26 protein-coding genes are annotated in these 26,416 nt (G+C 71.5%); 11 read left to right on the top strand and 15 right to left on the bottom strand.

Features of this window, described 5'->3' with window-relative positions:
• Positions 1-32: 32 nt before the first annotated feature.
• From HP507_RS14335 to HP507_RS14325, 3 genes are read right to left on the bottom strand one after another with little or no spacing between them, the layout of a single operon-like run.
• Positions 33-767, bottom strand: a complete 735-nt coding sequence (locus tag HP507_RS14335) for a copper homeostasis protein CutC (protein WP_175352464.1) — start codon at positions 765-767, stop codon at positions 33-35.
• Positions 764-2,308 (bottom strand): M81 family metallopeptidase, encoded by a 1,545-nt coding sequence (locus HP507_RS14330; protein WP_175352463.1) that lies wholly within the window; start codon positions 2,306-2,308, stop codon positions 764-766. The genes HP507_RS14335 and HP507_RS14330 overlap by 4 nt, the downstream gene beginning before the upstream one ends.
• Positions 2,301-3,485 carry an ROK family protein gene (locus HP507_RS14325; RefSeq protein ID WP_175352462.1) on the bottom strand — a complete coding sequence of 395 codons (1,185 nt, stop codon included), beginning with the start codon at positions 3,483-3,485 and terminating at the stop codon, positions 2,301-2,303. The genes HP507_RS14330 and HP507_RS14325 overlap by 8 nt, the downstream gene beginning before the upstream one ends.
• Positions 3,486-3,701: 216 nt before the next feature.
• Here HP507_RS14325 and HP507_RS14320 point away from each other — a divergent pair, with 216 nt between their 5' ends.
• The 8 genes from HP507_RS14320 to HP507_RS14285 all read left to right on the top strand — a co-directional run bounded on the left by HP507_RS14320 (position 3,702) and on the right by HP507_RS14285 (position 12,407).
• Positions 3,702-5,495, top strand: coding sequence for a peptide ABC transporter substrate-binding protein (locus tag HP507_RS14320; protein WP_175352461.1), 1,794 nt, complete (start codon positions 3,702-3,704; stop codon positions 5,493-5,495).
• Positions 5,496-5,592: 97 nt separating this feature from the next.
• Positions 5,593-6,552 (top strand): ABC transporter permease, encoded by a 960-nt coding sequence (locus HP507_RS14315; protein WP_175352460.1) that lies wholly within the window; start codon positions 5,593-5,595, stop codon positions 6,550-6,552.
• 55 nt (positions 6,553-6,607) lie between these two features.
• A complete protein-coding gene (locus tag HP507_RS14310; protein WP_175352459.1) occupies positions 6,608-7,507 on the top strand; it encodes an ABC transporter permease in 900 nt (299 codons plus the stop codon).
• The gene (locus tag HP507_RS14305) at positions 7,507-9,186 is read left to right on the top strand and encodes a dipeptide ABC transporter ATP-binding protein (RefSeq protein WP_175352458.1); all 1,680 of its coding nucleotides are present in this window, start codon (positions 7,507-7,509) and stop codon (positions 9,184-9,186) included. The genes HP507_RS14310 and HP507_RS14305 overlap by 1 nt, the downstream gene beginning before the upstream one ends.
• Positions 9,183-10,121: an ROK family protein gene (locus HP507_RS14300; RefSeq protein ID WP_271207342.1), complete on the top strand. Its 939-nt coding sequence runs from the start codon at positions 9,183-9,185 to the stop codon at positions 10,119-10,121. The genes HP507_RS14305 and HP507_RS14300 overlap by 4 nt, the downstream gene beginning before the upstream one ends.
• A 401-nt stretch (positions 10,122-10,522) precedes the next feature.
• Positions 10,523-10,831, top strand: coding sequence for a Dabb family protein (locus HP507_RS14295; protein ID WP_217508807.1), 309 nt, complete (start codon positions 10,523-10,525; stop codon positions 10,829-10,831).
• 103 nt (positions 10,832-10,934) lie between these two features.
• Positions 10,935-11,582, top strand: a complete 648-nt coding sequence (gene pcp, locus HP507_RS14290; RefSeq protein ID WP_271207341.1) for a pyroglutamyl-peptidase I — start codon at positions 10,935-10,937, stop codon at positions 11,580-11,582.
• 99 nt (positions 11,583-11,681) lie between these two features.
• A complete protein-coding gene (locus HP507_RS14285) occupies positions 11,682-12,407 on the top strand; it encodes a phosphatase PAP2 family protein (protein ID WP_175352457.1) in 726 nt (241 codons plus the stop codon).
• A gap of 79 nt (positions 12,408-12,486) precedes the next feature.
• On the opposite strand, the gene soxR is transcribed toward HP507_RS14285, so the two are convergent.
• Positions 12,487-12,987 carry a redox-sensitive transcriptional activator SoxR gene (gene soxR / locus HP507_RS14280; protein WP_175352456.1) on the bottom strand — a complete coding sequence of 167 codons (501 nt, stop codon included), beginning with the start codon at positions 12,985-12,987 and terminating at the stop codon, positions 12,487-12,489.
• Between the two features lie 68 nt (positions 12,988-13,055).
• Positions 13,056-13,517 carry an iron chaperone gene (locus tag HP507_RS14275; RefSeq protein WP_376984940.1) on the bottom strand — a complete coding sequence of 154 codons (462 nt, stop codon included), beginning with the start codon at positions 13,515-13,517 and terminating at the stop codon, positions 13,056-13,058.
• Positions 13,518-13,675: 158 nt separating this feature from the next.
• Here HP507_RS14275 and HP507_RS14270 point away from each other — a divergent pair, with 158 nt between their 5' ends.
• Positions 13,676-13,831, top strand: a complete 156-nt coding sequence (locus HP507_RS14270) for a hypothetical protein (protein WP_175352454.1) — start codon at positions 13,676-13,678, stop codon at positions 13,829-13,831.
• 57 nt (positions 13,832-13,888) lie between these two features.
• Here the strand turns inward: HP507_RS14270 and HP507_RS14265 are convergent, their stop codons facing one another.
• Positions 13,889-14,917 carry an aldo/keto reductase gene (locus tag HP507_RS14265; RefSeq protein ID WP_175352453.1) on the bottom strand — a complete coding sequence of 343 codons (1,029 nt, stop codon included), beginning with the start codon at positions 14,915-14,917 and terminating at the stop codon, positions 13,889-13,891.
• Between the two features lie 185 nt (positions 14,918-15,102).
• Here HP507_RS14265 and HP507_RS14260 point away from each other — a divergent pair, with 185 nt between their 5' ends.
• Entirely contained in the window at positions 15,103-16,341 is a 1,239-nt protein-coding gene (locus HP507_RS14260) for an MFS transporter (RefSeq protein WP_175352452.1), read from the top strand.
• Between the two features lie 48 nt (positions 16,342-16,389).
• Here the strand turns inward: HP507_RS14260 and HP507_RS14255 are convergent, their stop codons facing one another.
• The 8 genes from HP507_RS14255 to HP507_RS14220 all read right to left on the bottom strand — a co-directional run bounded on the left by HP507_RS14255 (position 16,390) and on the right by HP507_RS14220 (position 25,043).
• The gene (locus HP507_RS14255) at positions 16,390-17,625 is read right to left on the bottom strand and encodes an ATP-binding protein (RefSeq protein ID WP_175352451.1); all 1,236 of its coding nucleotides are present in this window, start codon (positions 17,623-17,625) and stop codon (positions 16,390-16,392) included.
• Between the two features lie 69 nt (positions 17,626-17,694).
• The gene (gene mnhG, locus HP507_RS14250; protein WP_175352450.1) at positions 17,695-18,048 is read right to left on the bottom strand and encodes a monovalent cation/H(+) antiporter subunit G; all 354 of its coding nucleotides are present in this window, start codon (positions 18,046-18,048) and stop codon (positions 17,695-17,697) included.
• Positions 18,045-18,386, bottom strand: coding sequence for an MrpF/PhaF family protein (locus HP507_RS14245; RefSeq protein WP_175352449.1), 342 nt, complete (start codon positions 18,384-18,386; stop codon positions 18,045-18,047). The genes mnhG and HP507_RS14245 overlap by 4 nt, the downstream gene beginning before the upstream one ends.
• On the bottom strand, positions 18,383-18,970 hold the full coding sequence (locus tag HP507_RS14240; RefSeq protein WP_175352448.1) for a Na+/H+ antiporter subunit E: 588 nt from the start codon (positions 18,968-18,970) through the stop codon (positions 18,383-18,385). Before HP507_RS14240 ends, HP507_RS14245 begins: the two co-directional genes overlap by 4 nt.
• Positions 18,967-20,655 carry a Na+/H+ antiporter subunit D gene (locus tag HP507_RS14235; protein ID WP_175352447.1) on the bottom strand — a complete coding sequence of 563 codons (1,689 nt, stop codon included), beginning with the start codon at positions 20,653-20,655 and terminating at the stop codon, positions 18,967-18,969. The genes HP507_RS14240 and HP507_RS14235 overlap by 4 nt, the downstream gene beginning before the upstream one ends.
• On the bottom strand, positions 20,652-21,107 hold the full coding sequence (locus HP507_RS14230) for a Na(+)/H(+) antiporter subunit C (RefSeq protein WP_175352446.1): 456 nt from the start codon (positions 21,105-21,107) through the stop codon (positions 20,652-20,654). The genes HP507_RS14235 and HP507_RS14230 overlap by 4 nt, the downstream gene beginning before the upstream one ends.
• On the bottom strand, positions 21,104-23,989 hold the full coding sequence (locus tag HP507_RS14225; protein ID WP_175352445.1) for a Na+/H+ antiporter subunit A: 2,886 nt from the start codon (positions 23,987-23,989) through the stop codon (positions 21,104-21,106). The genes HP507_RS14230 and HP507_RS14225 overlap by 4 nt, the downstream gene beginning before the upstream one ends.
• A gap of 109 nt (positions 23,990-24,098) precedes the next feature.
• Positions 24,099-25,043, bottom strand: coding sequence for a quinone oxidoreductase family protein (locus HP507_RS14220; protein ID WP_175352444.1), 945 nt, complete (start codon positions 25,041-25,043; stop codon positions 24,099-24,101).
• A 73-nt stretch (positions 25,044-25,116) separates the two neighbouring features.
• Here HP507_RS14220 and HP507_RS14215 point away from each other — a divergent pair, with 73 nt between their 5' ends.
• Positions 25,117-25,533: a MarR family winged helix-turn-helix transcriptional regulator gene (locus HP507_RS14215; RefSeq protein WP_217508806.1), complete on the top strand. Its 417-nt coding sequence runs from the start codon at positions 25,117-25,119 to the stop codon at positions 25,531-25,533.
• 66 nt (positions 25,534-25,599) lie between these two features.
• On the opposite strand, the gene HP507_RS14210 is transcribed toward HP507_RS14215, so the two are convergent.
• Complete coding sequence (locus tag HP507_RS14210) at positions 25,600-26,373, bottom strand: SDR family NAD(P)-dependent oxidoreductase (RefSeq protein ID WP_175352548.1); 774 nt, start codon at positions 26,371-26,373, stop codon at positions 25,600-25,602.
• Positions 26,374-26,416 lie beyond the last annotated feature (43 nt).

Genomic DNA, 26,416 nt, shown 5'->3' with positions numbered 1-26,416 from the left:
GGGGATTCGCGTGCGGCGACGGGGCGGAGCGGTCAGTGTGCGTCGAGCGCCGTGCGGGCGGCGCGGACGACCTCGGCATCGGTGACGAAGTGCGCGGAACCGTCGTCCGCGCCGCCCATCGGCACGCCCGCGTGGGCGCTGTCCGGGGCAGGGCGCTTCGCCGACAGGTGCACCGCGGCCACTCCGGTCGCGACGAGCGCCTGGACGTCAGCGGGGGTGACCCCGGCGCCGGCCATGACCTGCACGTGCCCGGCCGCCTCGACCATGCGCGCGATGGTGCCGGAGCCGGCGACCGCGGTCGGGGCGGCGCCGGAGGTCAGGACGCGGGTGAACCCGAGCGCCTCGAGCGGCCCCACGGCCGCGACGGGGTCCGCCGCGTGGTCGATCGCCCGGTGCAGGGTGATCTCCGCGGTGGCGCTGACCGAGCGGGCGGCGTCCACGAAGCGACGGAGGGCGTCCTGGTCGAGGGTGCGGTCCTCCCGCAGGGCTCCGACGACGACCCCGGTCGCTCCGGAGCGGAGGACGGTCCGGATCTCCCGCTCCATGAGTTCCACCTCGTCGCGGTCGTGCACGAAGCCACCGGGGCGACACCGGACGAGGGCGTGTGCGGGGATGCCCGTCTCGTGCGTCATCTCGACGAGCGCCTGCGACGGGGTGAGCCCGCCGAGCTCGAGGCCGACGCACAGTTCGACGCGGTCGGCGCCCCCGTCACGCGCGACGATCGCCCCCGCGGGGGAGGTGACGGCGATCTCGAGGGCAGGGGTCATCGAACGGCTCCGAGTGGCTGGTCCGAGGCGGGGATGATCCTGGCGGTCAGGTCCGGGGCCTCGGGGAACTCTCGATCGTAGGGGAACATCGGCCGCTCGATCCTGTGGTGCCCGAGCCGCTCGAGGTCCTGGTCGACCCCGCCCGGTGTGAGCGCGAGCATCCAGTCGGCGGACATGTCGAACAGCTCGGGCTCGAGGTACCCGATCTTCACGATGACGATGTCGGCGTCCCGCGGGGCGAGGTCGAGGTCCGTGAAGTCGTGCTCGTGGTGGTACGGCTTCCGGAGCTTCGTGAGGATCGCGTAGACGCTGCCGACCTGCAGCACGACCTCGGTCTCGGCGTCGCGGTCACCGTGCTTGATCGCGTGCACACGTCCGGTCATCGTGATGGGGCCGGCGTGGATGTCGTCCACCTCGGCACCGGCGGTGACGGTCACGGTGGCACCGACACCGGCCGACACCGCGGCGGCGACGGCGGCCGGGCCCGGGACGCTCGCGTAGATCACGACCGGGCCGGAGCCGTCCCGGAACTCCGGTCGCGCGAGCACCTGCGTCAGGCCCCACGTCATGTCGCCGGAGCCGCCAGCGGTCGGGTTGTCGCCGGAGTCGGAGATGAAGTACGGCTTGGCGGCGCCGGGAGCGAGCGCGGCGGCGAGACACTCGTCGAACGAGCCCGTCGGCGCGACGAACGCGAAGTCCTCCCGGACGTCCCAGAACGCCCGGGCCAGTCGTTCGGCGCCGGCGGCCACCATGTCCCGGTCCCACCCGGTGACGACCGTGACCGCACGGTCGCGGGGCTGGTCCGCCCACGCGTAACCGACCCAGATCGCGGCGTCGAGGACGCCCTCGGTCCGCTCCACCTGCGGTACCTGCCCGTACAGCGAGGCGGCGGGCTCGATGCGCGTCGAGGTCTGCTCGCCCGGCAGCAGCACGGGGATCGGGATCCACGCCTTGATCGGGCGCTGCGCTCCGACCGGACGGGTGGTGAGCACGTCGACGAGGTTCCGGACCGCGCGCTCCTTCGTCTCGAGGGCGTCCTCGTGCGGGGCCATCCGGTAGCAGGTGACGAGGTCGACCTGGTGGGCGAGCTCGGCGGTGACGTTGCCGTGCAGGTCCATCGAGGCGGACACGATGACGTCCGGGCCGATCACGGCGCGGATGCGCCCGAGCAGATCGGCCTCGGCGTCGTCCAGCCCCTCGACGACCATCGCGCCGTGGATGTCGTACCAGAGCCCGTCCACCGGCTCGGCTTCGACGATGGCGCGCAGCCGCGAGACGATCTCGGTCGCGAGCTCCTCGTACGAGGCCCGGTCGACGATCCCGCCGGGCAGCGAGTGCCCGATGAGCGCCCCGCGGAACTCCGCACGCTCCGACAGCGGTCCGAGGAACGGGTACCGCGCCACGACCTCGTCGCCGCGGTCCGGGTGGAACGCCGGTGCGTGGGTCCGCGTCGGCGTGAACGTCGAGGTCTCGATGGCGAGTCCGGCGATCGCGACGACCGGACGGCGGGTGGCGGGTGCTGCGGACACGTGGTCAGACACGGACGCTCCTGTTCCTGGTGGTGGACTGGGGGATGGGTGCGGACAGTTCCTCGAGCGAGGCGGCGAGGCCCCGCTGCAGCGCGAACTGGCCGGCACCGACGAGGCCCGCGTCGGCGCCGAGCGACACCGGCTCGATGGCGAGGTGCTGCGTCATGAGCGGGTGGCAGCTCTCGTACAGCTGGCTGCGCACGGCGGCGATGAACGGGTCGAGGGTGGAGAGGATGCCGCCGAGGTACACGGCATCGGGGTTGAAGAAGTTCACGTTCGCGGCGAGGACCTCGCCGAGGTACCGGCCGGCCAGGCGCACGGCCCGGGTGGCCTCCGGGTGGGCGTCCGAGGCCAGGCGCACGACATCGGCGGTGGACGTGACGTCCACTCCCGAGGAGGAGAGGATCCGGACGAGCGCGGCACCGGACGCAACGGTCTCGAGGCACCCGGTGTTGCCGCACGAGCACGGGGTGTCCCCGGCGGCGTCGATCCGCACGTGGGTGATGTCCCCGGCGGCCCCCGTCGAGCCGCGGTAGAGGCGTCCGTCGATGACGATCCCGGCGCCGATCGCCGACCCGGCCTTGATCGTGATGGTCTGCCGTCGCCCCGGGTCCTGCACGGTCTGCTCCCCGGCCGCCATGCAGTTCGCGTCGTTGTCGACGATCGCGGGCAGGCCGAAGCGGTCGGCGAGCCAGGCGGCCACGGGGAACCCGTTCCATCCCGGCATCCGGCTCGGCAGGTCGACCACGCCGGCCTCGACGTCCACGGGGCCGGGCAGGCTCAGCCCGACGCCCCGGAGTCCGTCGCGACCGCGTTCGTCGGCGAGCCGCTCGAGCAGCGCAGCCAGCCGCTGGAGCCCCGCGGTCGGACCGTCGGAGAGCGCGAACGGGACGTTCGCGACCGACTCGAGCGCGCCTCCGGGCAGCACGATGCCGATGCGCGCGTGCCCTCCGCCGACGTCGGCGGCGACCGCGTACTCGTCGACACCACCGATGCGGAGGACCTTGCGAGGTCGGCCGCCGGTGGAGACGTCGGTGCCCTCCTCGGCGAGCAGTCCGTGCGACAGCAGCTGGGAGACCACGTGCGACACCGTCGAGGGCGCGGCACCGAGCAGGGTCGCGATCTCGGTCCGGCTGGAGGCCTGTCCCGAGGCGACGAGCTCGAGGACGCGGGCACTGAGGTCCGGCACGACTTTCTCCAATCCGGGCGGAAGTGGACCGGACGACCCGATCTGCGGCGAGCCTACGGGGCGGAACGCAGCGGCGACCCTTTCGTCCGTTCCGCAGTAACGCAGTTTTTACATGGAGATGTTTGTTTTTCCAATCGGTTTGGCCATTGACTGTGCGTGTGCCGACCGGCACGCGTGCACCACCTCCCCGAAGTCCCTCGCACAAGGAGACACCGCATGTCCAAGCCCCGTCGCTGGGCGCTCCTGACCGGAGCAGTGGTCGCCGTGAGCGCCCTGCTCGCCGGCTGTTCCGGAGGCGGCAACGCCTCGCAGGGATCGTCCGACGAGATCAACTACGCGCTGCCCGCCAACTTCACGCCGAACTGGATCCTGCCGATCGGCACCGCGGCCCACCTCAACACGAACAACGGCTCGATCGCCCAGTCGCTGTACGAGCCGCTCGTCGCGTACGACGGCTCCACCGGCAAGATCGCGTGGAACAAGGCCGGGTCCGTCGCGACGGACGCGAAGTTCGCCGAGGACGGCAAGAGCGTCACCGTCACCCTCGGCGACCGGCACTGGTCGGACGGCGACGCCATCACGAGCCGCGACGTCGAGTTCTGGTTCAACCTGATCAAGGCGAACAAGGACCAGTGGGGCTCCTACTCCGAGGGCAAGGCTCCGGACAACTGGACCTCGTTCAAGGCCGTCGACGACACGCACTTCACGATCACGTTCGACAAGGCGTACAACTCCGACTGGATGCTCGCCAACCAGCTGAGCTACATCATCCCGCTGCCCCAGCACGCGTGGGACAAGACGAGCGCCGACGCGAAGGTGTCCGACGCCGACGAGACCACCGCCGGCGCCAAGCAGGTGTGGAAGTACCTCAACACCGCCGCGGGCAAGATCTCCGACTACGCCTCGGACGACCTGTGGAAGACGATCTCCGGACCGTACGGCGTCAAGTCCTTCACCACGGCCGGCAAGGTCACCCTCACCGCGAACAAGAAGTACGACGGCGGTGAGAAGCCGTCCATCACGACGGTCAACCTGCTGCCGTTCACCACGTCCGACGCCGAGGTGAACGCGGTCCGCTCGGGCGAGGTCGACTACGGCTACATCAACGCCACCGACATGGACCAGAAGTCGTCCTTCACCTCGAAGGGCTACGACGTGGAGCCGTGGACCGGGTGGGCGATCACGTACATGCCGTACAACTTCAACAACCCGACGATGGGCGCCGTGTTCAAGCAGCTGTACGCCCGTCAGGCCGTGCAGATGTCGATCGACCAGAAGTCCCTGTCGAAGGTCGTCTTCAACGGCACCGCAACGTCGGCCTACGGACCGATCCCGCAGGCGCAGGAGTCCGACTACGTCTCCGACGTGCAGAAGTCGAACCCCTACCCGTTCAGCACCTCGAAGGCCAAGGACCTCCTCACCAGCCACGGCTGGACCGAGAAGAACGGCACGATGGTCTGCACTGACCCGGGCACGTCCGACAGTCAGTGCGGCGAGGGCGTGAAGGAGGGCACGAAGTTCACCATGCAGGTGCTCTCGCAGTCCGGCTCGACCGTCACCGACAACATGATGAGCGCGATCCAGTCCTCGCTCGCGAAGACCGGCATCGGCTTCACCATCAAGACGGCGCCCGTGTCGAGTGTCCTCTCGCAGACGCCCACCTGCACGAGCGACGAGGCCAGCTGCGACTGGGACCTCTCGTTCTTCGGTACCGCGGGCAGCTGGTACTTCCCGGCCTACCCGACGGGTGAGGCGCTCTTCTCGACCGGCGGTTCGGCGAACTTCGGGAGCTACTCGAACAAGGAGGTCGACGCCCTCATCGACGCGACGACCACCTCGACCGACTCGACCGCCGTGCAGGACTACAGCGCCGCCGTCGCGAAGGACCTGCCCGTGATCTGGCTGCCCGAGCCGGACTACCAGATCTCGGTCGTCAAGAAGGGGCTGACCGGGTTCGACCAGGACTCGCTCGCCAACTTCCACCCCGCCCAGTGGAAGTGGAGCAAGTGAGGCGCTGACGCGCCCACGTTCGGGAGGCGCGGTGCGGGTCCGCCCCGCACCGCGCCTCCCGAACGGCCCACGCAACCATCCGACCATCGGAAGCCGCATGACCACAGTTCTCTACCTCACCAGGCGCGTCCTGCAGGCGCTCGCGGTGGTCCTCATCGTCACGATCGTCGTGTTCTGCCTCCTGCACGCGCTGCCCGGCGGTCCCGCCCGCGGCGTCCTCGGGGTCTCCGCGACGCCCGCGCAGATCACCGCGTTCAACCAGTCGCAGGGGCTCGACCAGCCGCTGCCCGTGCAGTACCTCCGGTTCCTCGGACGCCTGCTCACCGGCGACCTCGGCACCTCCTACACGCTCAACGAGCCGGTGTCGCAGCTCATCGCCGAGCGCCTGCCGAAGACGCTCGTCCTCACCGGGATGTCCGCCGTGCTCGGCCTCGTCATCGCGATCCCGGTCGGGATGTGGCAGGCGGTCCGACGCAACGGCGCGGTCGACTACGCGGCCACCGCCCTGGCGTTCGTCTTCTACTCCACGCCCGCGTTCTTCCTCGGGCTCGTCCTCATCATCGTGTTCAGCCAGCAGCTGCCGTGGCTGCCGTCCCAGGCGCCGAGCGGCAACACCCTCACCGAGGTCTTCCAGGACCCCGCCGGGCTCGTGCTCCCCGTGGTCACCGGCGCCCTCGCGATGATCGCCGTGTTCAGCCGGTACATGCGGGCCTCGACGCTCGAGAACCTGCAGGAGGACTACGTCCGCACCGCCCGTGCCGGCGGGGCGTCGACCGTCACGATCCTGCGTCGGCACGTGTTCCGGAACTCGCTCACCCCGGTGGTCGCGATGCTCGGGTACTACCTGCCGGTCCTGTTCGGCGGGGCGCTCGTCACCGAGCAGCTGTTCAACTACCCCGGCATGGGGCTCCTGTTCTGGAACGCCGCGCAGTCGTCGGACTATCCGACCCTGCTCGGGTGCGTCCTCGTCATCTCGATCGCGACGGTCGTCGGCACGCTCCTCGCCGACGTCGCGCAGTCCTTGATCGATCCCCGAGTGAAGGCAGGCCGCGCATGACCGCCGCGTCGATCATCGATACCGCGTCCACCAACGACGTGATGGGAGCCCGCGCATGACCGCACAGCTCGCACCCGAAGCGCCCGGGGCCGCGTCCCTGGTGCAGCCCGTCGCCGCGACCGGCTGGCGACTCGCCGTCCGCCGCTTCCGCCACAACACCCTCGCGGTGATCGGCCTCGTCGTCATCGTCGTCATCGTGCTGTTCTGCTTCGTCGGACCGTTCCTCTACCCGACGGACCAGACGCACACGCAGCTCTCCCAGGCGAACCTCGGACCGAGCGCCGCACACCTGCTCGGCACCGACGCGGTCGGGCACGACGTCCTCGGCCGCCTGATGTTCGGCGGCAAGGTGTCGCTCATGGTCGGCATCGCGGCGGGCGTCCTCGCCACCGTGGTGGGCACGCTGTGGGGTTCGGTCGCCGGGTACGTCGGGGGCTGGGTCGACGCGGTGATGATGCGCGTGGTCGACGCCGGCATCGCCATCCCGGCGCTGTTCATCCTGCTGGTCATCTCCGCGATCACGACCCCGGGCGTGTGGGGCCTCATCGTGATCCTCGGCCTCGTGTCGTGGCTGGTGCCCTCCCGCCTCATCCGCGCCGAGACCCTGACGCTCAAGAACCGCGATTACGTCCTGACCCTGCGCGCGATCGGCGGCTCGCACGCGCGCGCCATCGGTCGACACCTGCTGCCGAACTCGGTCTCCACGATCGTCGTCGCCGCCACGTTCCAGGTCGCCGACGCGATCCTCCTCGTCGCCTACGTCTCGTACCTCGGCCTCGGGGTCCAGGCCCCGGCGACGGACTGGGGCGGCATGCTCTCGGCGGGACTCACCGCCGCCTACTCGGGACGCTGGTGGCTCATCGTGCCGCCGGGTCTCGCCGTGATCCTCGTCGTCTGCGCGTTCAACGCCGTGGGCGACGGGCTCCGGGACGCCTTCGACGTGAGGGGCCGTTGATGTCCATCCTGACCACCACCGACCTCGGGGTCACCTTCAGCACGGAGTCCGGCACCGTCGACGCCGTCCGCGGCGTGTCCCTGCACGTGGAACCCGGCGAGACCCTCGCGCTCGTCGGGGAGTCCGGCTCCGGCAAGTCCACGGTCGCGCTCGCCGCGATGGGCCTGCTGTCCGGCAACGCCACCGCCACCGGCAGCGCCGTCGTCGACGGCCACGAGGTCGTCGACGCGGGCGAGCCCGAGCTCCGGAAGCTGCGCGGCTCGACCGTCTCGATGGTCTTCCAGGAGCCCGCGACCGCCCTCGACCCGCTCACCCGCGTCGGCGCGCAGATCGCCGAGGTCGTCCGGAACCACGGCGAGGTCTCGGCATCGGACGCCGCGGCCCGCGCCGTGGAGCTCCTCGGCCGGGTGGGCATCCCCGAGCCGGCCGCGCGGGCACGGGCGTTCCCGTTCCAGCTGTCCGGCGGTCAGCGGCAGCGCGTGGTCATCGCGATGGCGATCGCGAACTCGCCGAAGCTCCTCATCGCCGATGAACCGACGACCGCGCTCGACGTGACGGTGCAGGCCGAGATCCTCGAGCTGCTCCGTCGCCTGGCGGCGGACACCGGCACGGGCGTCCTGCTCGTCACGCACAACATGGGCGTGGTGGCGGACTTCGCGGACCGGGTCGCGGTGATGCTGCAGGGCGAGATCGTCGAGACCGGCAGCGTCGAGGACGTCCTGCTCCGGCCGGAGCACGACTACACGAAGCGCCTGCTCGCGGCGGTGCCGCGGCTCGCGGTGGCGGGTGCGCCGGCGGCTGCGGCTGCGGCTGCGGTCACGACGTCGGCATCGGACGGGAGGCGCGACACGGCCCCGGTGGTCGACCTGCGGGACGTCTCGGTGACGTTCGGGCGCGGGGCGCGCGCCGTCCACGCCCTGCGCGGCATCGACATCGCCGTGCACGCCGGCGAGACCGTCGGCCTGGTCGGGGAGTCCGGCTCGGGCAAGTCCACCGCGGCCCGGGTCGCGCTCGGTCTCGTGAAGCCGACATCGGGGAGCGTGCACCTGTTCGGGTCGGACCTTCGCACGGCTCGCGGGCGGGACCGCCGGGCGCTCCGCTCCGGGATCGGTGTCGTTCTGCAGGACCCCGTCGCGTCGCTCGACGCTCGGATGTCCGTCGCGGAGTGCATCGCCGAACCGCTCGCCGTGCACCGCCGGGGCATGTCCTCCGCCGACCGGCGGAAGCGCATCGACGAGGTGCTCGACGCCGTCCGGCTGCCCACGGCCCTCGCGTCGCGTGCGCCCCGGGAGCTCTCCGGCGGGCAGCGGCAGCGCGTCTCGCTCGCCCGGGCGCTCGTGCTCGCCCCGAGGCTGCTCGTCGCCGACGAACCGACCAGCGCGCTCGACGTCAGCGTGCAGGAGACCGTGCTCGAGGTCCTCCGTGAGCTGCAGGGCGACCTCGGGTTCGCGTGCCTCTTCGTCTCGCACGACCTCGCCGTCGTGCAGCAGTTCGCCGAGCGCGTCGTCGTGATGCGCCAGGGCGTCGTCGAGGAACAGGGCACCACGGACACCACGCTCATGCACCCCACGACCGACTACACCCGGCGCCTGCTCGCCGCGGTGCCCGTCCCCGATCCGATCGTGCAACGGCAGCGCCGGACCGAGCGGCTCGCGACCCTCGCGGCGGTGACCGCGTGATCTCCGGGGGGACCGATGCCCTCGTCGCCGGTGTCGACGTCGGTGGGACGAACACCAAGGTGCTCCTGGCGACGCCGACCCTCGACGTCGTCGACCGCATCGACCTGCCGACGCCCGCTCACGCGGGGGGCACCGCGATCGTCACGGCGGCCCTCGGCGCGGTGACCGAACTGCTCGACCGGCACCGCGCCTCCTTGACGGGTGTCGGGGTGGGCGCGGCCGGTGTGGTCGACGCGACCACGGGAACCGTGCTCGTCACCGGCAACTCGTTCACCGGCTGGGCGGGTTACGGCGTCACGGACGCGGTGACCTCGGCGCTGGGCGTCCCCGCGACGCTCGACAACGACGTGAACGCGTTCCTGCTCGGCGAGGTCGCCGCGGGGGCCGTCGCAGGGGAGGCCGACGTGCTCGGCATGACGCTCGGAACCGGTGTCGGCGGCGCGCTCGTGCTCGGCGGCTCCCTGTTCGCCGGGCCCCGGGGCGCCGCGGGGGAGATCGGACACGTGCCCGGGTTCGGCGACGCCCCGTGCACCTGCGGCCAGGTCGGCCACCTCGAGACCATCGCCGGGGCGCGCGGCATCGCCGACCGGTACGCCGAGCGGTCCGGCCGGCGGGCCTCGGCCCGCGAGGTCGCCGAAGCCGCGCGGAACGGAGACCCCGACGCGGCCGCGGTGTTCGAGACCGCGGGATGGGGCCTCGCCCGTGCCGCCCTGCTCACGGCGGGGATCCTCGACGTGACCACGGTCGTCATCGGCGGCGGGATCGCCCGCTCGTGGGACCTGCTCGAGCCGGCCGTCACCGCGGCCATCGCGGTGGAGCCCCCGGTCAGTGGCGCCCCGATCCGCCTGGCCCAGTCGACGCTCGGCTCCGACGCCGTGGCGCTCGGGGCGGCCGCACAGGTCCGCGATCTCGTGTTCGGCGGCGCCTCCGTGTGACGCCGGCCCCGACCGGGATCCGCCAACGAGAAGCCGCGCTGCGCCTGAGGGGAGCACCATGTTCAAGCTTCTGAGCAGACCCGCATTCGCCATCATCGTCGCCGTCGGTTTGGTCATCGCTGGTGCCGCCGTAGCGGCAGCAACACTCGGCACGTCCAATCAGGTCGCTGGTTCGTTCGCCGTCGCCCTCGCGGCCGGAGCTGGCGGATGCACCGTCGGCACCACCCTCCGGCACCGACGTCGGAGCCGCCGAAACCGCTGAATCGACACAACGAGCGCTCCGTGCCACTGTCCGTCGGTGCGGGGCGCTCGGACAGCCGGCCGAGCTCGGTGCCGCCTCCGTCCACCTAGGCTCGACGCAGCGGGACCGTCCGACCGAGGCGGCCGCACGAGGAGGAGCCGTGACCGGAACGACACATGTGGTCCTCGTCGAGTGGGACGGGGACGGGGACGGTGACAGCGACCTGTCGTCGCCCGCCGACGCGCTCGTGCGGGAGCACCTGCCGCGCATCGACGGCGTGGATTCGGTGCGCTCGGGGAAGAGTGTCAGCACCGAAGGGCTCGAGGGCGGTTTCGACTGGATGCTCGTCGTGCGCTTCCGGGACCGGACGGCGCTCGAGGCGTACCTCCCGCACGAGGAGCACCAGCCCGTCGCGTCGTTCATCCAGGGCGGCAGCAGGCGCGTGGTCGTGTTCGACATCGACGACTGACGCGACCGGCAGCCGCCTCCGGGATGGTGACCATCCGACGGACTGGAGGCGCGGGTCCAGCTGGCGCCGTGCCTCCCGTCCGTCCGCTTCGTACGATGGGACGGTGGCTGCCGTGACCGAACCGACCGTCCTGCTGACCGCCTTCGAACCCTTCGGCGGTGACGCGGTCAACCCGTCGTGGGACGCCGCTCAGCGGCTCGCCGAGACCTGGGACGGGCCGGCGACCCTCGTGGTCGAGCAGCTGCCCGTCGTCTTCGCGGAGGAGCGTGCGCGGCTCGCGGCGGCCATCGCGAAACACCGGCCCGCGGTCGTCATCGCGACGGGCCTCGCGGCCGGACGTGCCGCGGTGACGCCGGAGCGGCTCGCCATCAACGTGATGGACGCCCGTATCCCGGACAACGCGGGCGCGCAGCCCGTGGACGAGCCGATCGACCCGTTCGGTGCCCCCGCGGCCTTCAGCGGGCTGCCGATCAAGCGGATCGTGCGGGACGTCCGCGATGCCGGCGTCCCCGCGTCGGTCTCGAACACCGCAGGGACGTTCACGTGCAACCAGGTGTTCTACGAACTCATGTCCCTCGCCGGGCGCGCGGGCTTCCGGGCCGGGTTCGTGCACGTCCCGGCCACGCCGGACATCGCCGGGGACGGACCCTCGCTCGGTCTCGACCAGATCGTGACGGCGCTCGCCGCCGTGGTGCGCGCATCGCTCGACCCGGCGCCGGACATCGTCGCCGAAGGCGGCGCGGAGTCCTGAGCGGCACTGTCCCGTTCGTCCGCGTTCGCTGAGCGACCTCTGATGGACCGTCACGGAACTCGGTGCCGGCGAGGGCGGTGCACCTGCGACGATGGGCGGATGTCCGATGCAGCGCTCCGCCCGCACCGACGAGAGTCCGACGTGAACGGCATCCTCGATCCGAGTCGGTACCCGCTCGCATCCGTCACGCTCGCCGTCGCGGCTGTCATCGTGATCACGGTCGTCGGGTTCATGCTGGGGACGGTCGACCTCGGGCTGTCGAAGGCCCTCAACGGCCTGCACACCGGGGCGCTCGGAGCGCTCACCACCGCGGTCTACCACGTCATCAGTCCCGGGCCGGCGATCGGCATCACGGTGGTCGTCGTGGGGGTGATCTGGTGGCGCGCCCGCGATCTCAGGCCGGCACTGGTCTTCGGCGGCACGATCGCCATCACCTGGGTGCCCTCGGCGGTGGTGAAGGAGATCGTGCACCGGGCCAGGCCGGACGTCGGCGTGCTCCCGCACCCGTTCGCCGTGCAGCCCGACCCGGGGTATCCGAGCGGGCACACCGTCTACATCACGGCGTTCGTGATCGCCCTCGTCTGGCTGCTCCGCGACTCGCGTTGGCACCACCTGGCGGTGACGCTCGGTGTCGTGGCCATCGTCGGCGTGTTCTTCGCGGTGTCGATCGACGCCGTGCACTACCCCACCGACGCGGCGGCCTCGATCCTGTGGTCCGTTGCGGTCGCGCCGGGCGTGCGGGTGGTGTGGGTCGACTGGCTCATGCCGCGGATCCCGTTCCTGCGGCCCCGGGTCCCGGGGGAGGCGGCCCGCGTCTCGCGGTAGGCGACGCCGTCACCCGGTGGGTGCCCCGAGTCTCGCCGTGGGCGACCGTTCTCGCGCCCGCGAGCGCGAGAACCGTCGCTCAGTGCGAGTCTCGGCCCACGCCCTCCGGCACCTCGTCCTCGATCGGCAGCAACCGCCGCGCACCGTGCCCCTCGGCGCCCAGCTGGTCGCCCGGGTTCATCACCAGGCAGGCGTTCAGCGAGACGCACCCGCAGCCGATGCACTGCGTCATCTCCTCCTGCAGGCGCTCCAGTTCGAGCTGCCGTGCGCGGAGCCGTGCACGCCAACGCTCGTTCAGACGGTTCCAGTCCCGCAGGGAGGGCATCCGGTCCGACGGGAGGGTGCCGAACTGCTCGGCGACCTCGCTGAGCGGGATGCCGAGCCGTTTGGCGACCTGGATGATCGCGATGCGCCGTTCCACGTGCCTCGGGTACAGGCGGGTGCCCCCGGCGGTGCGCTCCGGGTGGATGAGGCCCTTGCGCTCGTAGAAGTGCAGCGCGGACGCTGCGACACCGGTGCGGGCGACGACCTCGCCGATGGTGAGGAGGTCGGTCGGGCTCGGGCGCTTGATCTCGACCATGGTCGAGATCCTACGGCCGGGGCCGGGGCCGGAGCCGGGGCCCGGCCAGGGCCGGCGCCCGACTCCGTTCAGGCGACCGCGCGGCGGATGAGTTCGGCGACCGTCGCCTCGTCCGCCTCCGAGAACTCGGGCGTGACGGCCCAGGACGTCGGCCAGAACGACCCGTCGTCGAGCTGCGCGGGGTCCTGGAAGCCGAGCGTGGCGTAGCGGGCCTTGAACTTCGCGGCGTCCTGGAAGAAGAACACGACCTTGCCGTCCTTCGCGTACGCGGGCATGCCGTACCAGAGCCGAGGTGCGAGGTCGGGCGCGACCTCGAGGGCGATCCGGTGGATGCGCTCCGCGAGGCCCTTGTCGGGCTCGGGCATCGCGGCGATCTTCTCGACGACGGCCGCTGCCTCGGCTGCAGCCTTCTCGGCCTTCGTGCCCTTCGTGCTGCGCGCCCGCTTCACCTCGGCGGCGTGCTCCTTCATGGCTGCGCGCTCTTCCTCGGTGAAGGCGGCGTCGGACTGCTTCGTGGTGGCCATGGTCATTCCTCCTGGTCGGTGTGGTTCTCATCCTGCCGCCGGGACCCTCGGTGCGCTTCTCGAATCCTGATCGGGAGAAGAAATAACAGTTGACAGGCAATACGACCTGCAATATTTTGGATTCCATGAGCCGGAAAGGCGGCTCCCGACCCGGAGGACCAGCCATGACGACGATCCTGCAGCAGACCACCGTCCGCTCCCCGCTCGCGCTCGACGCCGTGCTCGGTCGTCTCGAGCGGGCGGCCGCCCGACTGCCGCACGTCCTCGCGCTGCCGATCATCGTGGCGCACGCGTCGCTGAGCGCTGTCGCTTACCGCTGAACCCGCGACGAAGGGCTCGTCGACCCCGTGGTCGACGAGCCCTTCGTGCGACCCGGGTCAGCGCGCGAGGACGCGTCCGCGGAGCCGCTCGCGCGTGAGGCCGGGCAACGTCACGCCGGTGTCACGCTCCAGCACGTGGGTCCCGGGCGGGACGATCGCGTCGATCGCGTCGAGCACGTCGTCGTCGAGCGCCACCTCGGCGGCCTGGGCGTAGGCGTCGACGTGCGACACCGTGCGCGGGCCGATCACCACCGAGGACACGTCCGGGTGTGTCGACGCGAAACCGACGGCGAGCTCGAGCAGGGTCAGGCCGGCCTCGTCCGCGAGCCGGCCGAGCCGGTCGGCGACCTCGAGCTTGCGGCGGTTGGCCGGGGTGCCGATGTCGTACGCGTGCGGCTGCTCCGCCACCCGCGGCGACCGGGGCTGCTCGGTGCCGTTCCGGTACGCACCCGCGAGCCAGCCGCCGGCGAGGGGAGCCGCCGCGAGCACACCGAGGCCGAAACGGCGGGCGACCGGGAAGGTGGTGCGTTCCGCCGTCCGGGTGAGGATCGAGTACGGGGCGTGCGTCGCGGTGGCGCTCTTGCCGCCCGACCCGAGCCACTGCGCCTCGACGAGTTCCTCGGCCGGGAACCCCGGGATGCCGAAGGCCCGGATCTTGCCCTGCGACACGAGGTCCGCCAGGGCGTCGAGCGTCTCGTCGAGGGACGTCGCCGGGTCGGGGTGCGCCGGCTGGTAGAGGTCGATGACGTCGGTGCCGAGGCGCTCCAGGCTGCGTTCGACCGCGCGGAACATCCAGCGCCGGCCGTTGCCGTGGTGAGCCGGGTCCCGGTCGACCGGGTCCCCGAACCGGACCGCCAGGAACACGTCCTCCCGCCGGTCCCCGAGCGCGGCCCCGACGGTGCTCTCGGCCAGCCCCGCGCCGTCGGCGTCCGACACGTCCACCGCCGTGACACCGCGTCCGAGCGCCTCGTGGACGAGCCGCACCGCATCGTCGACGTCCCGCTCGGCGACAGCTGCCACAGCTCGTGTCCCGAGGGTCAGCGCGCTGACGGGAGCACCCGTCCGCCCCATGCGTCGCTGTTCCATGCGCGCCACGATAGGAGCACGGTCGCGACGGCGGTGCCGGGTGACGAACCGTTACCGCTGGTACCCTCGGACCGCACAACCAAACGCAGTGTGTATCTACCGGCCGTCGGCTCCCCGGCGGACAGCGGCGGCACCCGATGGGTCCGCCCCACCGCTCGCGGGCCGGGCCGAGAAGGCACACCACCATGCTCCACACCAGTTCCACCCCGTCCACGACGACCGACGACCGGTCCCTGGTCGCACACGCGGGACGCTGGTACTTCCCCGTCGCGTTCATCGCGCGGTTGCCCTTCGCGATGATGGTCGTCGGCGTGCTCACCCTCGTCGTGGCCGCGCGCGACTCGGTCGCGCTCGGCGGGATCAACTCCGCGTCCGTCGGCATCGGCGCCGCGGTCTTCGGCCCGATGGTGGGTGCAGCCGCGGACCGGTTCGGCCAGCGGAACGTGCTCGTCCCCGTCGGCCTGGTCAACGCCGTGCTGCTCGGGCTCTTCCCGTTCGTGGTCGAGGGTTCCGCGCCCGACGTCGCGGTGCTGGCGATGGCGTTCTTCATCGGTGCGTCGGCGCCCCAGGTCGCCCCGATGTCCCGGACGCGGCTGGTCGCGATCATCGGGCAGCGGATGGCACCCGCCCGTCGTGACAAGGTGCTCAGCGGCACCATGGCCTACGAGTCCGCCGCCGACGAGACCGTCTTCATCATCGGGCCGTTCCTCGTCGGGATCCTCGCGAGTGCGATCGCGCCGTGGGTCGCGGTCGCGGGAGCCTCGGCCCTGACGTTCGTGTTCGTGACCGCGTTCGCCCTGCACCCGACCGGGAAGCTCGTGGTCGGGCGTCACGAGGAGCTCGTGCAGGCGCCCGCCCGGGAACTCCTCAGTCCCCGGCTCGTCGTCGTGGTCGTCGGGATCCTCGGTGTCGGCCTGTTCTTCGGCTCGACGCTCACCTCGCTGACGGCGTTCATGGAGACCTACGGCGAGCCGTCGCAGGCCGGGCTGCTCTACGGCCTGATGGGCATCGGCTCCGCCGGACTCGCCCTCGGTTCCGCGGCGTTCCCGCGTGCATTCGGGCTCGGCTGGCGCTGGCTGGTGTTCGGTGTGGTCCTGCTCGGGGGCGCGGTCGCGTTCTCGCAGGCGGGATCGGTCGTCGCCGTGGGGGTCGTCCTCGCGGTCATGGGCGTCGGCATCGGCCCGACCCTGGTCGCGCAGTACAGCCTCGGGTCGGACCGTTCGCCGGTCGGCCGCTCGGCGACCACCATGACGATCCTCGGGTCCGCGGTGATCGTCGGGCAGTCGATCGCGTCGGCGATCACCGGTGACGTCGCGGAGCAGCACGGTGCGTCGGCTGCGATGCTCCTGTCCGCCGCGTCGGCGGCGGTCGTCGTGCTCGCCGCGGTGGCGAACCTGGTCCTGTCGCGTCGCGTCCACGCGTGACCACCTGACGGACTGGAGGAACGTCGCAGGCCCGCCCCGCGCCTCCAGTCAGGCATCGGCTCCGTCGGTTTCCCGACGCTGCCGGCGGCGGACTTCCGGGATGACCAGCTGCGGGACGGCACGCAGCATGAACTGGTCGAAGTCCGGCACGGTGAACGCCGCGTAGCCGTGCTCGGGCGTGTACAGAAGGCCCATGTCGATGAGCTCCGCGCGGGTGGGGCCGAGCTGCGTGGACTCGCGCCGGAGCACTCGTGCGACGTCGGAGGCCTTCTGCGCGGACGGCCCGAGCTCCGCCATCGCACGGAGGTACGCGGTCTGGAGTGCTGTCGCTCGGTCGAGCCTGACTCGGAAGAACGAACGGTCGAGCTTGGCGAGGTAGCCCTCCCGTGCTGCATCGACGTCGTCCGCCGTGATCTGCGGCCCCGGAGCGATCTCCCACGCCTGGTACCCGAGTTCCTGGATGAAGTACGGGTATCCCTTCGTGATCTCCAGAGCGAGTTCGACGGCTTCGCCGGAGTAGGTTGCGTCTTCGAGTTCCGCGGGTCGGATCAGAGCCTCCCGCGCGTCGTCCTCGTCGAGCGAGCCGATCTCGGGAAACCGGAAGAGTCGCTCGGCGTAGGACTTGGCGTCTCCCGCCAGTTCGGCGATCTGTGGGAGTCCGGCTCCGACGAAGGTGATGGGAAGCTTCCGCTGGACGGTCTTGTGGAGCGCCTGGATCAGGGCCTCGAGCTGCGCCGACCGGAGGAACTGGACCTCGTCGACGAGGATCGCGACACCGCGCTCTTGGTCCTGTGCGGCTCGTCCCACGGCAACGAGCACGTCTGTGAGGTCCAGCGCGAGATCGCCGTGGTCCCCGAGTCCCTCCGCTGGTTCGACGTCCCAGGACACTGACCAGGTGCCGTTCTGCGTGACCGACATCCCGAAGGAGGTCAGGACTTCGGCCGCCTGCCGGGCACGCCCACCCCATCGCTTCCTCGGGGACATCTGGAGGAGCGCCGACCGGAGGAGGGAGGCCATCGTCTGTCGGAACTGACCGTCGTCGTGCTTGCTGGCCTCGAGTTCGACGATCTCCCAGCGTGCGGCTCGACCGAGGTCAGCGAACTCATTGAGGAGGACCGTCTTCCCGACGCCGCGGAGGCCGGTCATGATCATGGACTGCTCAGTTCGACCACGCATGAGGCGCTGGAGGAGGACCTCGAAGGCACGCGTGTGCTCGAGTCGACCGGCGACGATCTCTGGAGTTGCGCCTGCGTTCGGTGTGTACGGGTTCCTGAGGCTGTCCATGACGGCACTTTACCGAGTTGTGAGCGCTTTATCTCACAAACATAAAGTTGGATAAGAAATGTAAACCGCCTACTCGGTGTCGTCGACGAGCAGGTCCTCGTGGCGGTAGTCGTTCGAGCGCAGCCCCGCGCGGGCGATCATGTGTGCGGACACCGGCACGAGGAACAGCTGGAACACCATGATCGGCAGGACGACCCACAGCGCCGTCCACGTCCACACCGCGACGACGATCGCCGCGAGGGCGAACGCCAACCCGAGCACCTGCGGCTTCGACATGGCGTGCAGGCGGACGAGCGGATCGGGGAAGCGGACGATCCCCACCCCCGCGCCGAGCGACAGCACCGACCCGACGAGCAGGAGCCCGAGGGCGACCCACGCGCGGACCCCGGCACCGTCGATGAACCCCTGGATGATGTCGATCACGAGCGCTCCTCCTCCGTGGCGTGCTCCGGCGTGGTCGCGGCGCGCCCTTCGTCGGACGGCTCGGACGACGAGGTGACGGCCCGGGCGACCGCGACGGTGGCGAACACGCTCGTCGCGGCGATCACCACGAGGACGGGCACCCCGGTCAGGTCCTGCCGGATCACCATCGCGGCGCCGATCACCACGAGCGCGGTCGTCAGCACCATGTCGGAGCCGATCATCCGGTCGAGGATCGTCGGCCCGCGCACGATCCGGAAGACCGCGAGGGCGAGCGTCGCGCCGAGGAGCGCGAGGACGAGGGCGATCCCGATCGCCATGACCACGACCGCGGTGCTCATCGTGTGACCTCCGGCAGGGGGTCGGACAGTTCGGAGACGTCCTGCTTCGACCCGAGCGCCCGGATGACCATCGTCTCGATGCCGAGGGCCTCGCGTCGCGCGGCGTCGACCTGCTCGACCCGTTCGGTGTCGAGCACGTGCAGGAGCACGCGGCGTCGGCGGAGGTCGACGTCGGCGACGTACGCCCCGGGCACGAGCGAGATCGCGAGCGTGGCCAGCGTGAACGTCATCTCGGACGTGGTGTGCAGCTGGACGAGCACGATCGAGCTTCGGCGGACCCCGCGCGGGCGCAGGGCGACCCAGGCGACCCGGAAGGACGCCAGGACCACGAGGCCGGACCACACCACGAGGAACCAGAGGGCGTGCGGGACCGAGAACCGTGCCGAGAGCGGTACCGGTGGGAGCGGGAGCGCCTGCGTGACGAGGAGCGCGACGACGATGCCGCACAGCAGGGTGAGCGGCGTCCACGATCCCCAGAGCAGTGCCCAGAGCACGGTCAGTCCGGCGACGAGTGGCACGTCGTACCGCCAGGCGACGGCGATCCGTCGCGCGTTCGCGATGCGTCGGGTGCTGTCGGCGCTCATCGCGAGCCTCCGAGCACGGCCTGCACGTAGCGGTCGGGGGACTCGAGGGACTCCGCCGCGCGGGTCGCGTAGCCGTAGAGCGGTCCGGCTACGACCGTGAGAGCGACCGACCCGAGGACCGCGACGGTCGTCACGCCGACGAGCATGCGCGGCAGGCGCACCTTCGCGGGAGCCTCGCCGACGCCCTCCTGCGCGGCCGTCGGACGGGAGGCGCGAGTCGCGTGGGGTGCGTCGGTGACCGTCACCGAGCCATCCGGGTGGAACGCCTCGCCGGTCTCCTCCGACACGGTGAGCGGCGCGGGTTCCGGGGACCGCAGGTGCGCGTGCGGTTCGGCCACGGAGGCGTGCGGTGCCGCCGCCTCGGCGGCCGGCTTCGGCCGCCAGAACGCGGCGTCCCAGACGCGCATCAGGGCGTAGAGGGTCAGGAGGCTCGTCACGACCCCGGCGCCGATCGTCACGTACGCGAGGGGCGAGCCGTCGATCGCAGCGGCGCGGAACAGGCCGAGCTTCCCGATGAAGCCGGAGAACGGCGGGATGCCGCCGAGGTTGAAGGCCGGGACGAGGTAGAGGGCCGCCAGGAGCGGTGCGGCCGTGAGCAACCCGCCGAGCGACCTGGTGGAGGTCGTCCCGCCGACCCGTTCCATCAGTCCCGAGACGAGGAACAGGGTGGTCTGCACGACGATGTGGTGCACGGTGTAGAAGACCGCCGCGGCCGTGCCCACGACCGACCCCAGGCCGACGCCCATCACCATGAAGCCGATGTGGCTGATGAGGGTGAAGGACAGCAGTCGTTTCACGTCCGTCTGCGACACCGCCCCGAGCACGCCGACGACCATCGTCAGCACCGCCACGATCAACAGCACAGTGTTGAGCTGCGGTCTCGGGAAGATGATCGTCTCGAGCCGGATGATCGCGTAGATGCCGACCTTCGTCAGCAGGCCCGCGAAGACCGCCGTCACCGGAGCCGGAGCGGTCGGGTACGAGTCCGGCAGCCAGAACGCCAGGGGGAAGACCGCCGCCTTGATGCCGAACCCGATGAGCAGCATCGTGTGGAGCAGCAGCTGGACGTGCTCCGGGAGACCGGCGACCCGCTCGCTGATCTGCGCGATGTTGACCGTGCCGGTCGCGCCGTAGACGAGGCCGATCGCCGCGAGGAAGATCGCCGACGCGATGAGGCTCGTCACGATGTACGTCGTGCCCGCCCGGACGCGCTGTTCGCTGCCGCCGAGGGTGATGAGCACGTAGCTCGCGACGAGCAGCATCTCGAACGCCACGTAGAGGTTGAACAGGTCGCCGGCGATGAACGAGTCGAGCACACCCGCTGCCAGCACGAGGTAGGTCGGGTAGAAGATCGTCACCGGCGCTTCGCCGTCGTCCGCGGCGAGTCCCTGCCCGATCGAGAACAGCAGGACGATGAGCAGCACGCTCGCGCTCACGGTGAGGAGCAGCGCGCTCAGGCGGTCGACCACGAGCGAGATCCCGTACGGGGCCTCCCATCCGCCGACCTGCACGACGATCGTGCCGTGCCGGTCCACGAGCACCAGGAGCGTCGCGGCGACGGCCAGGGCGACCACGAGCGCCGCGACGGTGATCGCCTGCTGCAGCTTCTGGTGGCGGAGGAGGTCGAGGGCGCCCGCGGCACCGAGCAGCGGGACGAGGACGAGCAGCGGGACGAGCCAGGTCATCGGGTCGCCTCCGGAGCGCTGTCGGTGATGCGGTCGTGCGGGTCGTCGGCGTCCTCGGGGGACTTCGGGTCGAAGTCGGCCTCCGGCTCGTCGTCCTCGTCGTCCCGGTCCCGGCCGATCGCGACGTCGGCCTCGTCGACCTCGACCTCGTCGGCGCGGGACAGCTTCCAGGATCGGTGGATGAGCGCCAGCAGGAACGCGCTGACCGCGAAGGTGATGACGATGGCGGTGAGGGCGAATGCCTGGGGGAGCGGGTCCGTGATGCCCTCGGAGGACGTGCCGATCGGCGGGGCACCGGCCGCGCCCGACATCACGAGCAGCAGCAGGTTCAGCGCGTTGCCGAGCAGCAGGAAGCCGAGCAGCATCCGCGTCAGCGAGCGTTCGAGCAGCAGGTACACCCCGCAGGAGAACAGCACCGCCATGGCGATGACGAGGACCAGGGTGACGGTCACGTGGCGCTCCCTTCGGGGGTGGCGGACTCGAACGTGTCGCGGCTCGGGGTGGTGGCGTCCTCGAGGCGCTGCCGGTCGACCTCGGCCCCGAGGCTGCGGAGGACGTCGAGCACGAGGCCGACGACCACGAGGTACACACCGATGTCGAAGAACGTCGCGGTGACGAACTCCACGTGGCCGAGCACCGGGACGGTCGCCTCGAAGAACTCGGAGTACAGGGCGTCCTTCCCGAAGAACATCGGCACGAGCGCGGTGATCGCAGCCGTCGCCACACCGAGCCCGAGCAGGCGGCCCGCGCGGACCGGGGCCGCGGCGCCGAGCTCGGCCGGACCGCCGGCGAGGTACCGGGCCGCGAGGGCGATGCCCGCGACGAGCCCGCCCGCGAAGCCGCCGCCGGCCGCGTTGTGCCCGGCGAACAGCAGGTACACCGACAGGACGACGAGCCCGTGGAACAGCAGTCGCACGACCACGTCGAGGAGCGCGGACCGCCCGGTCGGGATCGCGGCGCTCGTCGGCAGCCAGGCGCGCGGCTCTCCATCCGGGCGGTGCTTGTCGCTCGTCACCGTGGACGGGAGGTCGCGGAGGCGGGGGAGCGTGTCCTCTCGCGAGTGCACGAAGATCAGGCTCGCGACACCCGTCGCGGCAGCCACCACGACCGTCAGCTCGCCGAGCGTGTCCCAGCCGCGCAGGTCCACCAGCGCCACGTTGACCACGTTGAGGCCGTGACCGAACGAGCTCGTCAGCGCCGGCAGGTCCGGCCAGAGCGGCTCGGCGGTACGGGCCGATGCGGCGACCACCACGACGACCGCGAGCGTCAGCCCGGCCAGCCCGGCGAACAGCGCCCGGACGACCCGGAACCGCGACGGGTTCGCCGTGGCGATCCGCGGGGGGAGCCGGCGCAGGACGAGCACGAACGCGATGAGCGTCACGGTCTCGACCACGAGCTGGGTCAGCGCGAGGTCGACCGCCCCGTGCAGGACGAACAGGACCGACATGCCGTACCCGGTCACCCCGACCAGGACCGCGGCCGCGAACCGGGTCTTCGCGGTGAGGACGGCGATCGCGGCGACCGACATCACGATGACGACGGGGATCTGCCCCCACGAGTCGGCGAGGCGGACGTGGAACGCCCACGGCCCGCCGATGATCAGGTTCACGATCGCTCCGGCGACGAACACCGACAGGATCACCGTCAGGTAGTAGGGGAGCGAACCGCGCTGCACCCCGGCGGTCAGGCCGGTCGCGATCCGGTCGAGTCCGCGCATCACGTGCCGGTAGATGCTCGACGCGCTCGGGAACCCCGCGAGCCGGTGCTGCAGCGCCTCGACCGGGCGGCGCACGGCGAACAGCGCGAGACCGCCGGCGAGCGTCACGGCGGAGAGGCCGAGCGCCGGCTCGAGCCCGTGCCAGAGCGCGAGGTGCGGGACCGTTTCGGCGAGGGCGGCGGCGCTCGCCGCGGGTTCGAGGCCGTGCGCGACGAGCGGTGTCCCGATCCCGAGGGCGAGTCCGGTCAGCGCGAGGACGGACGGGACGGTGCCGAGGCCGTGCAGACCGTGCGGCTCGGTGTCGGCTACCCCCGGCTTCCGGGCGAACGCACCCCACAGGAAGCGGAGCGAGTACGCCACCGTCAGCACGGAGCCGACCGTCACGCCCACGAGTGCGGACCAGGCCCAGCCGGCGTCGGGGCCGTGCAGCGCGTCGATGAACCCGGTGAGCACTGCCTCTTTCGCGACGAAGCCGATCGTCGGCGGGATGCCGGCCATGGACAGCAGCGCGAGGGCGGCGACCGCGGCGAGCCACGGCATCCGGCGTCCGAGCCCGCTCAACCGTGCGAGGTCGCGGGTCCCGGTGACGTGGTCGATCGCACCGACGACGAGGAACAGGGTCGACTTGAACGCCGCGTGCGCCACGAGCAGAGCCACCCCGCCGAGGGCGACCTCGGGCGCTCCCCACCCGGCGGCGAGCACGAGGAACCCGAGCTGCGCGACGGTGCCGTAGGCGAGCAGGAGCTTGATGTCCGTCTGCCGGAGCGCGCGGTACCCGCCGATGAGCATGCCGACGACGCCGAGCACGGTGATCGTCTCGCGCCACCCCTCGAGCAGCGCGAACGCGGGGGCGAGTCGAGCGACGAGGTAGATGCCGGCCTTCACCATCGCAGCGGCGTGCAGGTAGGCGCTCACCGGCGTCGGCGCGGCCATCGCGGCGGGGAGCCAGAAGTGGAACGGGACGATCGCGGACTTCGTCAGCGCGCCGAGCAGGACCAGCACCACGGCGACCGAGACGATCGTGCCCGAGGGCGGGTCGGCGACGATGCCCGAGAGCGACGTCGTCCCGGCCGTGACCGAGAGCACGACGAGTCCCGCGAGCATCGCCAGTCCGCCGGCCGTGGTGACGACGAGCGCCTGCATCGCGGCGGCGCGGCTGGCACGCTTCGCCGCGTCGTGGCCGATGAGGAGGTAGGAGAAGACCGTCGTCGCTTCCCAGAGGACGAACAGCACGATGACGTCGTCGGCGACCACGAGCCCGTACATCGACCCGGCGAAGGCGGTGAGGACGCCGGCGAACCGACCGAGTCCGGGCTCGTCGTGGTCGAAGTACGACGCGCAGTAGACGAGCACGAGTGCGCCGACCACGGACACCACGAGCCCGAGGACCCACGACAGGGCGTCCATCCGCAGGGCGATCGCGAGGTCGAGCTGGGGCACCCACCCGAACCGCTCCGTGACCCCGCCGTGCAACGCCGTCCCGGTCTGCGCGATGGTCAGGACGGCGGCTGCTGCTGGTGCGAGGGCCGCCGCGTAGAAGACGCGGCGGCCGAGGACGGGGATCAGGGCGGGGACGATCAGGGCGACGACCGCGAACGCGACGAGGACGGTGACCATCGGGCACCTCCTCGGGGTCGGGCTGCAGTCCGGCTCACTGGGTCCTCACAGCCTACGGAGAGCGGGATGTGGAGACCCTGAGTGGACGGACAGGGAGGCGGATCGAGGATCAGACTTCCAGCACCACTCTGCCCGCGGGTGTGCCGACCTGTCCGGCCCATGCCGCGTCGACCGCCGCCATCCGCACACCGGTCGCGTCGACGCGGATCGAGCCGTCCGCGATCGCGTCGACGATGCCCGGCAGCTCCGCTACGAACGCGGCCCGACCGACCGAGCCCTGGCCGCTGCCGACGATGGTGAGGCCGGACGCACGCAGCGCCGCGGAGGGGATCCGCGCCTCCTGGCCGGCGGTCGAGCCGATCGCGATCCAGTCGAGCCGGCGACCGCGGTCGGATCGGGCCGTGACCAGCGCACGCATGACGTCCGCGGCCGGCTCGCCCCAGACGTAGTCGATGACGACGTCGACGTCCGCGGCCGCGGTGCCGACCGCCTCGACGTCGTCGAGCGACACGACCTGGTCCGCGCCGAGGTCGGGCAGGGCCGCCAGCCGCACGGCGTCGCGACCGCTCGCGACGACGTGCGCGGCGCCGAGGTGTTTCGCGACCTGCACCGCGGCGCGGCCGGAGGCGCCCGTCGCACCGAGGACGAGCACCCGGCTGCCGGGTTCGAACGCGATCCGTCGGCGGAGCGCGACCCAGGACGACATGACCGGGTTGGCGCCTGCGGCCACCGCCACCGGGTCGGCGTCCTCGGGCAGGACGACGCTCGCGCGCGGATCGGCGGCGACGCGCTCGGCCATCGTGCCGCGGGTGTCGCTCGTGACGGCGAAGTAGCGGAGCGTCCCGTCGGGGAACCGTCCCACGCCGTCGACGCCGGGGATCAGAGGGAGCGCTCCTTCGCTCGTGTAGTGCGATCCGTCGGCCTGTGCCCGGACGCGCGGGTGGAGTCCGGCGGCGACGACCTCGACGACGACCTCGCCGTCAGCCGGGACGGGCTCCTCGAACTCCTGCCAGACCGGAGCGTGGCCGAGGGCGGTGACGACCGCTGCGTGCATGATGTCCTCCAAGTGCTTCGTGTTGCGAACAAAATAGTTCGCAACACGAAACGAGTCAACTAGGATCGGACGCATGGAGCAGATGACCGAGGACGAGCGACTCCTCGACTCCCTCGGCGAGACCGCGTTCCGGACGATGGGCGCGTTGACCGGCATCGCAGCCGATGCCGGGCTGTCCCTGACGCAGCTGCGGGTGCTCGCGATCCTGCGTGACCGCCGGTTGCGGATCGGCGACCTGGCGGACTGGCTCGGGCTCGAACGGTCGACGATGACCGGCCTCGTGGCGCGCGCGTCCGCCAAGGGGCTGCTGGCCCGGGAACCGAACGCCGAGGACGCGCGCGCGGTCGACGTCGTGATCACCGACGCCGGGCTCGAGCTGGCGCGGTCCCTCGAGCGCGCGATGCGCGACGCGATGCTCCCGTTGACGACCCGCCTGTCCGAGGGGGACCGGCAGGAGCTGCGCGTGCTGCTCGAGCGCATGCTGCGCTGAACGCGGTGCAGGCCTGGAGGCGCGGGTCGTCCCCGCCTGCCGGCGCGCGTCCTGCAGACGGTCGCGTCAGCGTCCGTGCGCGCGCGCCGGGATCTGGGTCGCCAGCTTGCCGCCCGAAACGTCGAGCAGCGTCCCGGTGATGTACCCGGCAGCGTCACTCGCCACGAAGACGAGCAGGTCCGCCACGTCGTCGGGCGTCTCCCACCGCCGGAGTGACAGCGTGTCGAGCAGCCGGTCCTGCGCCTCGGTCGGCATGGTCGCGAAGCCGTTCATCGCCGTCGGCACCATCCCCGGCGCGTACGCGTTCACGGTGATGTCCCACGGTCCGAGCTCCGAGGCGAGCACCCGGGTGAAGGCCACGACGGCGGACTTCGACGCCGCGTAGGCAGCGCTGCCGACGCTCGGCACGATCGCCGCGAACGAGGCCGCGTTGATGATCCGGCCCCGGCCCGCGGCCTGCATCACCGGCGCGACCGCCTGGCTCATGAGGAACGTCCCGCCGAGGTTGACGTCCATGCAGCGGCGCCAGGCGTCCCACCGCAGGTCGGCGACCGTCCCCTCGACGTTGATGCCGGCGTTGTTCACGAGGACGTCGATCGTGCCGTGGCGCTCGACCACGGTGTCCACGGCGGCGCGGACGGACGCCGGGTCGGCGACGTCGCAGACGACCTGTTCGACGATGGCTGAACCGTCGCCCGCGGTCGGGTCCGCGGTGTCGAACGCGAGGTCGAGCGCGACGACCCTGCACCCCTCGGCGAGGAATCGTGCCGCGATCGTCCTGCCGATGCCGCGTGCGGCTCCGGTCACGACGACCACGCGGTCGGTCAGGTCGAGGTGCATCGTCGCTCCCGTCATCGGTGCCTATTCGGCATACTATTCCACC

The organism is Curtobacterium pusillum (genome assembly GCF_013359865.1).
GTDB classification, from domain to species: Bacteria; Actinomycetota; Actinomycetes; order Actinomycetales; family Microbacteriaceae; genus Curtobacterium; species Curtobacterium pusillum.
This window is presented reverse-complemented; position numbering and strand designations above follow the sequence as displayed.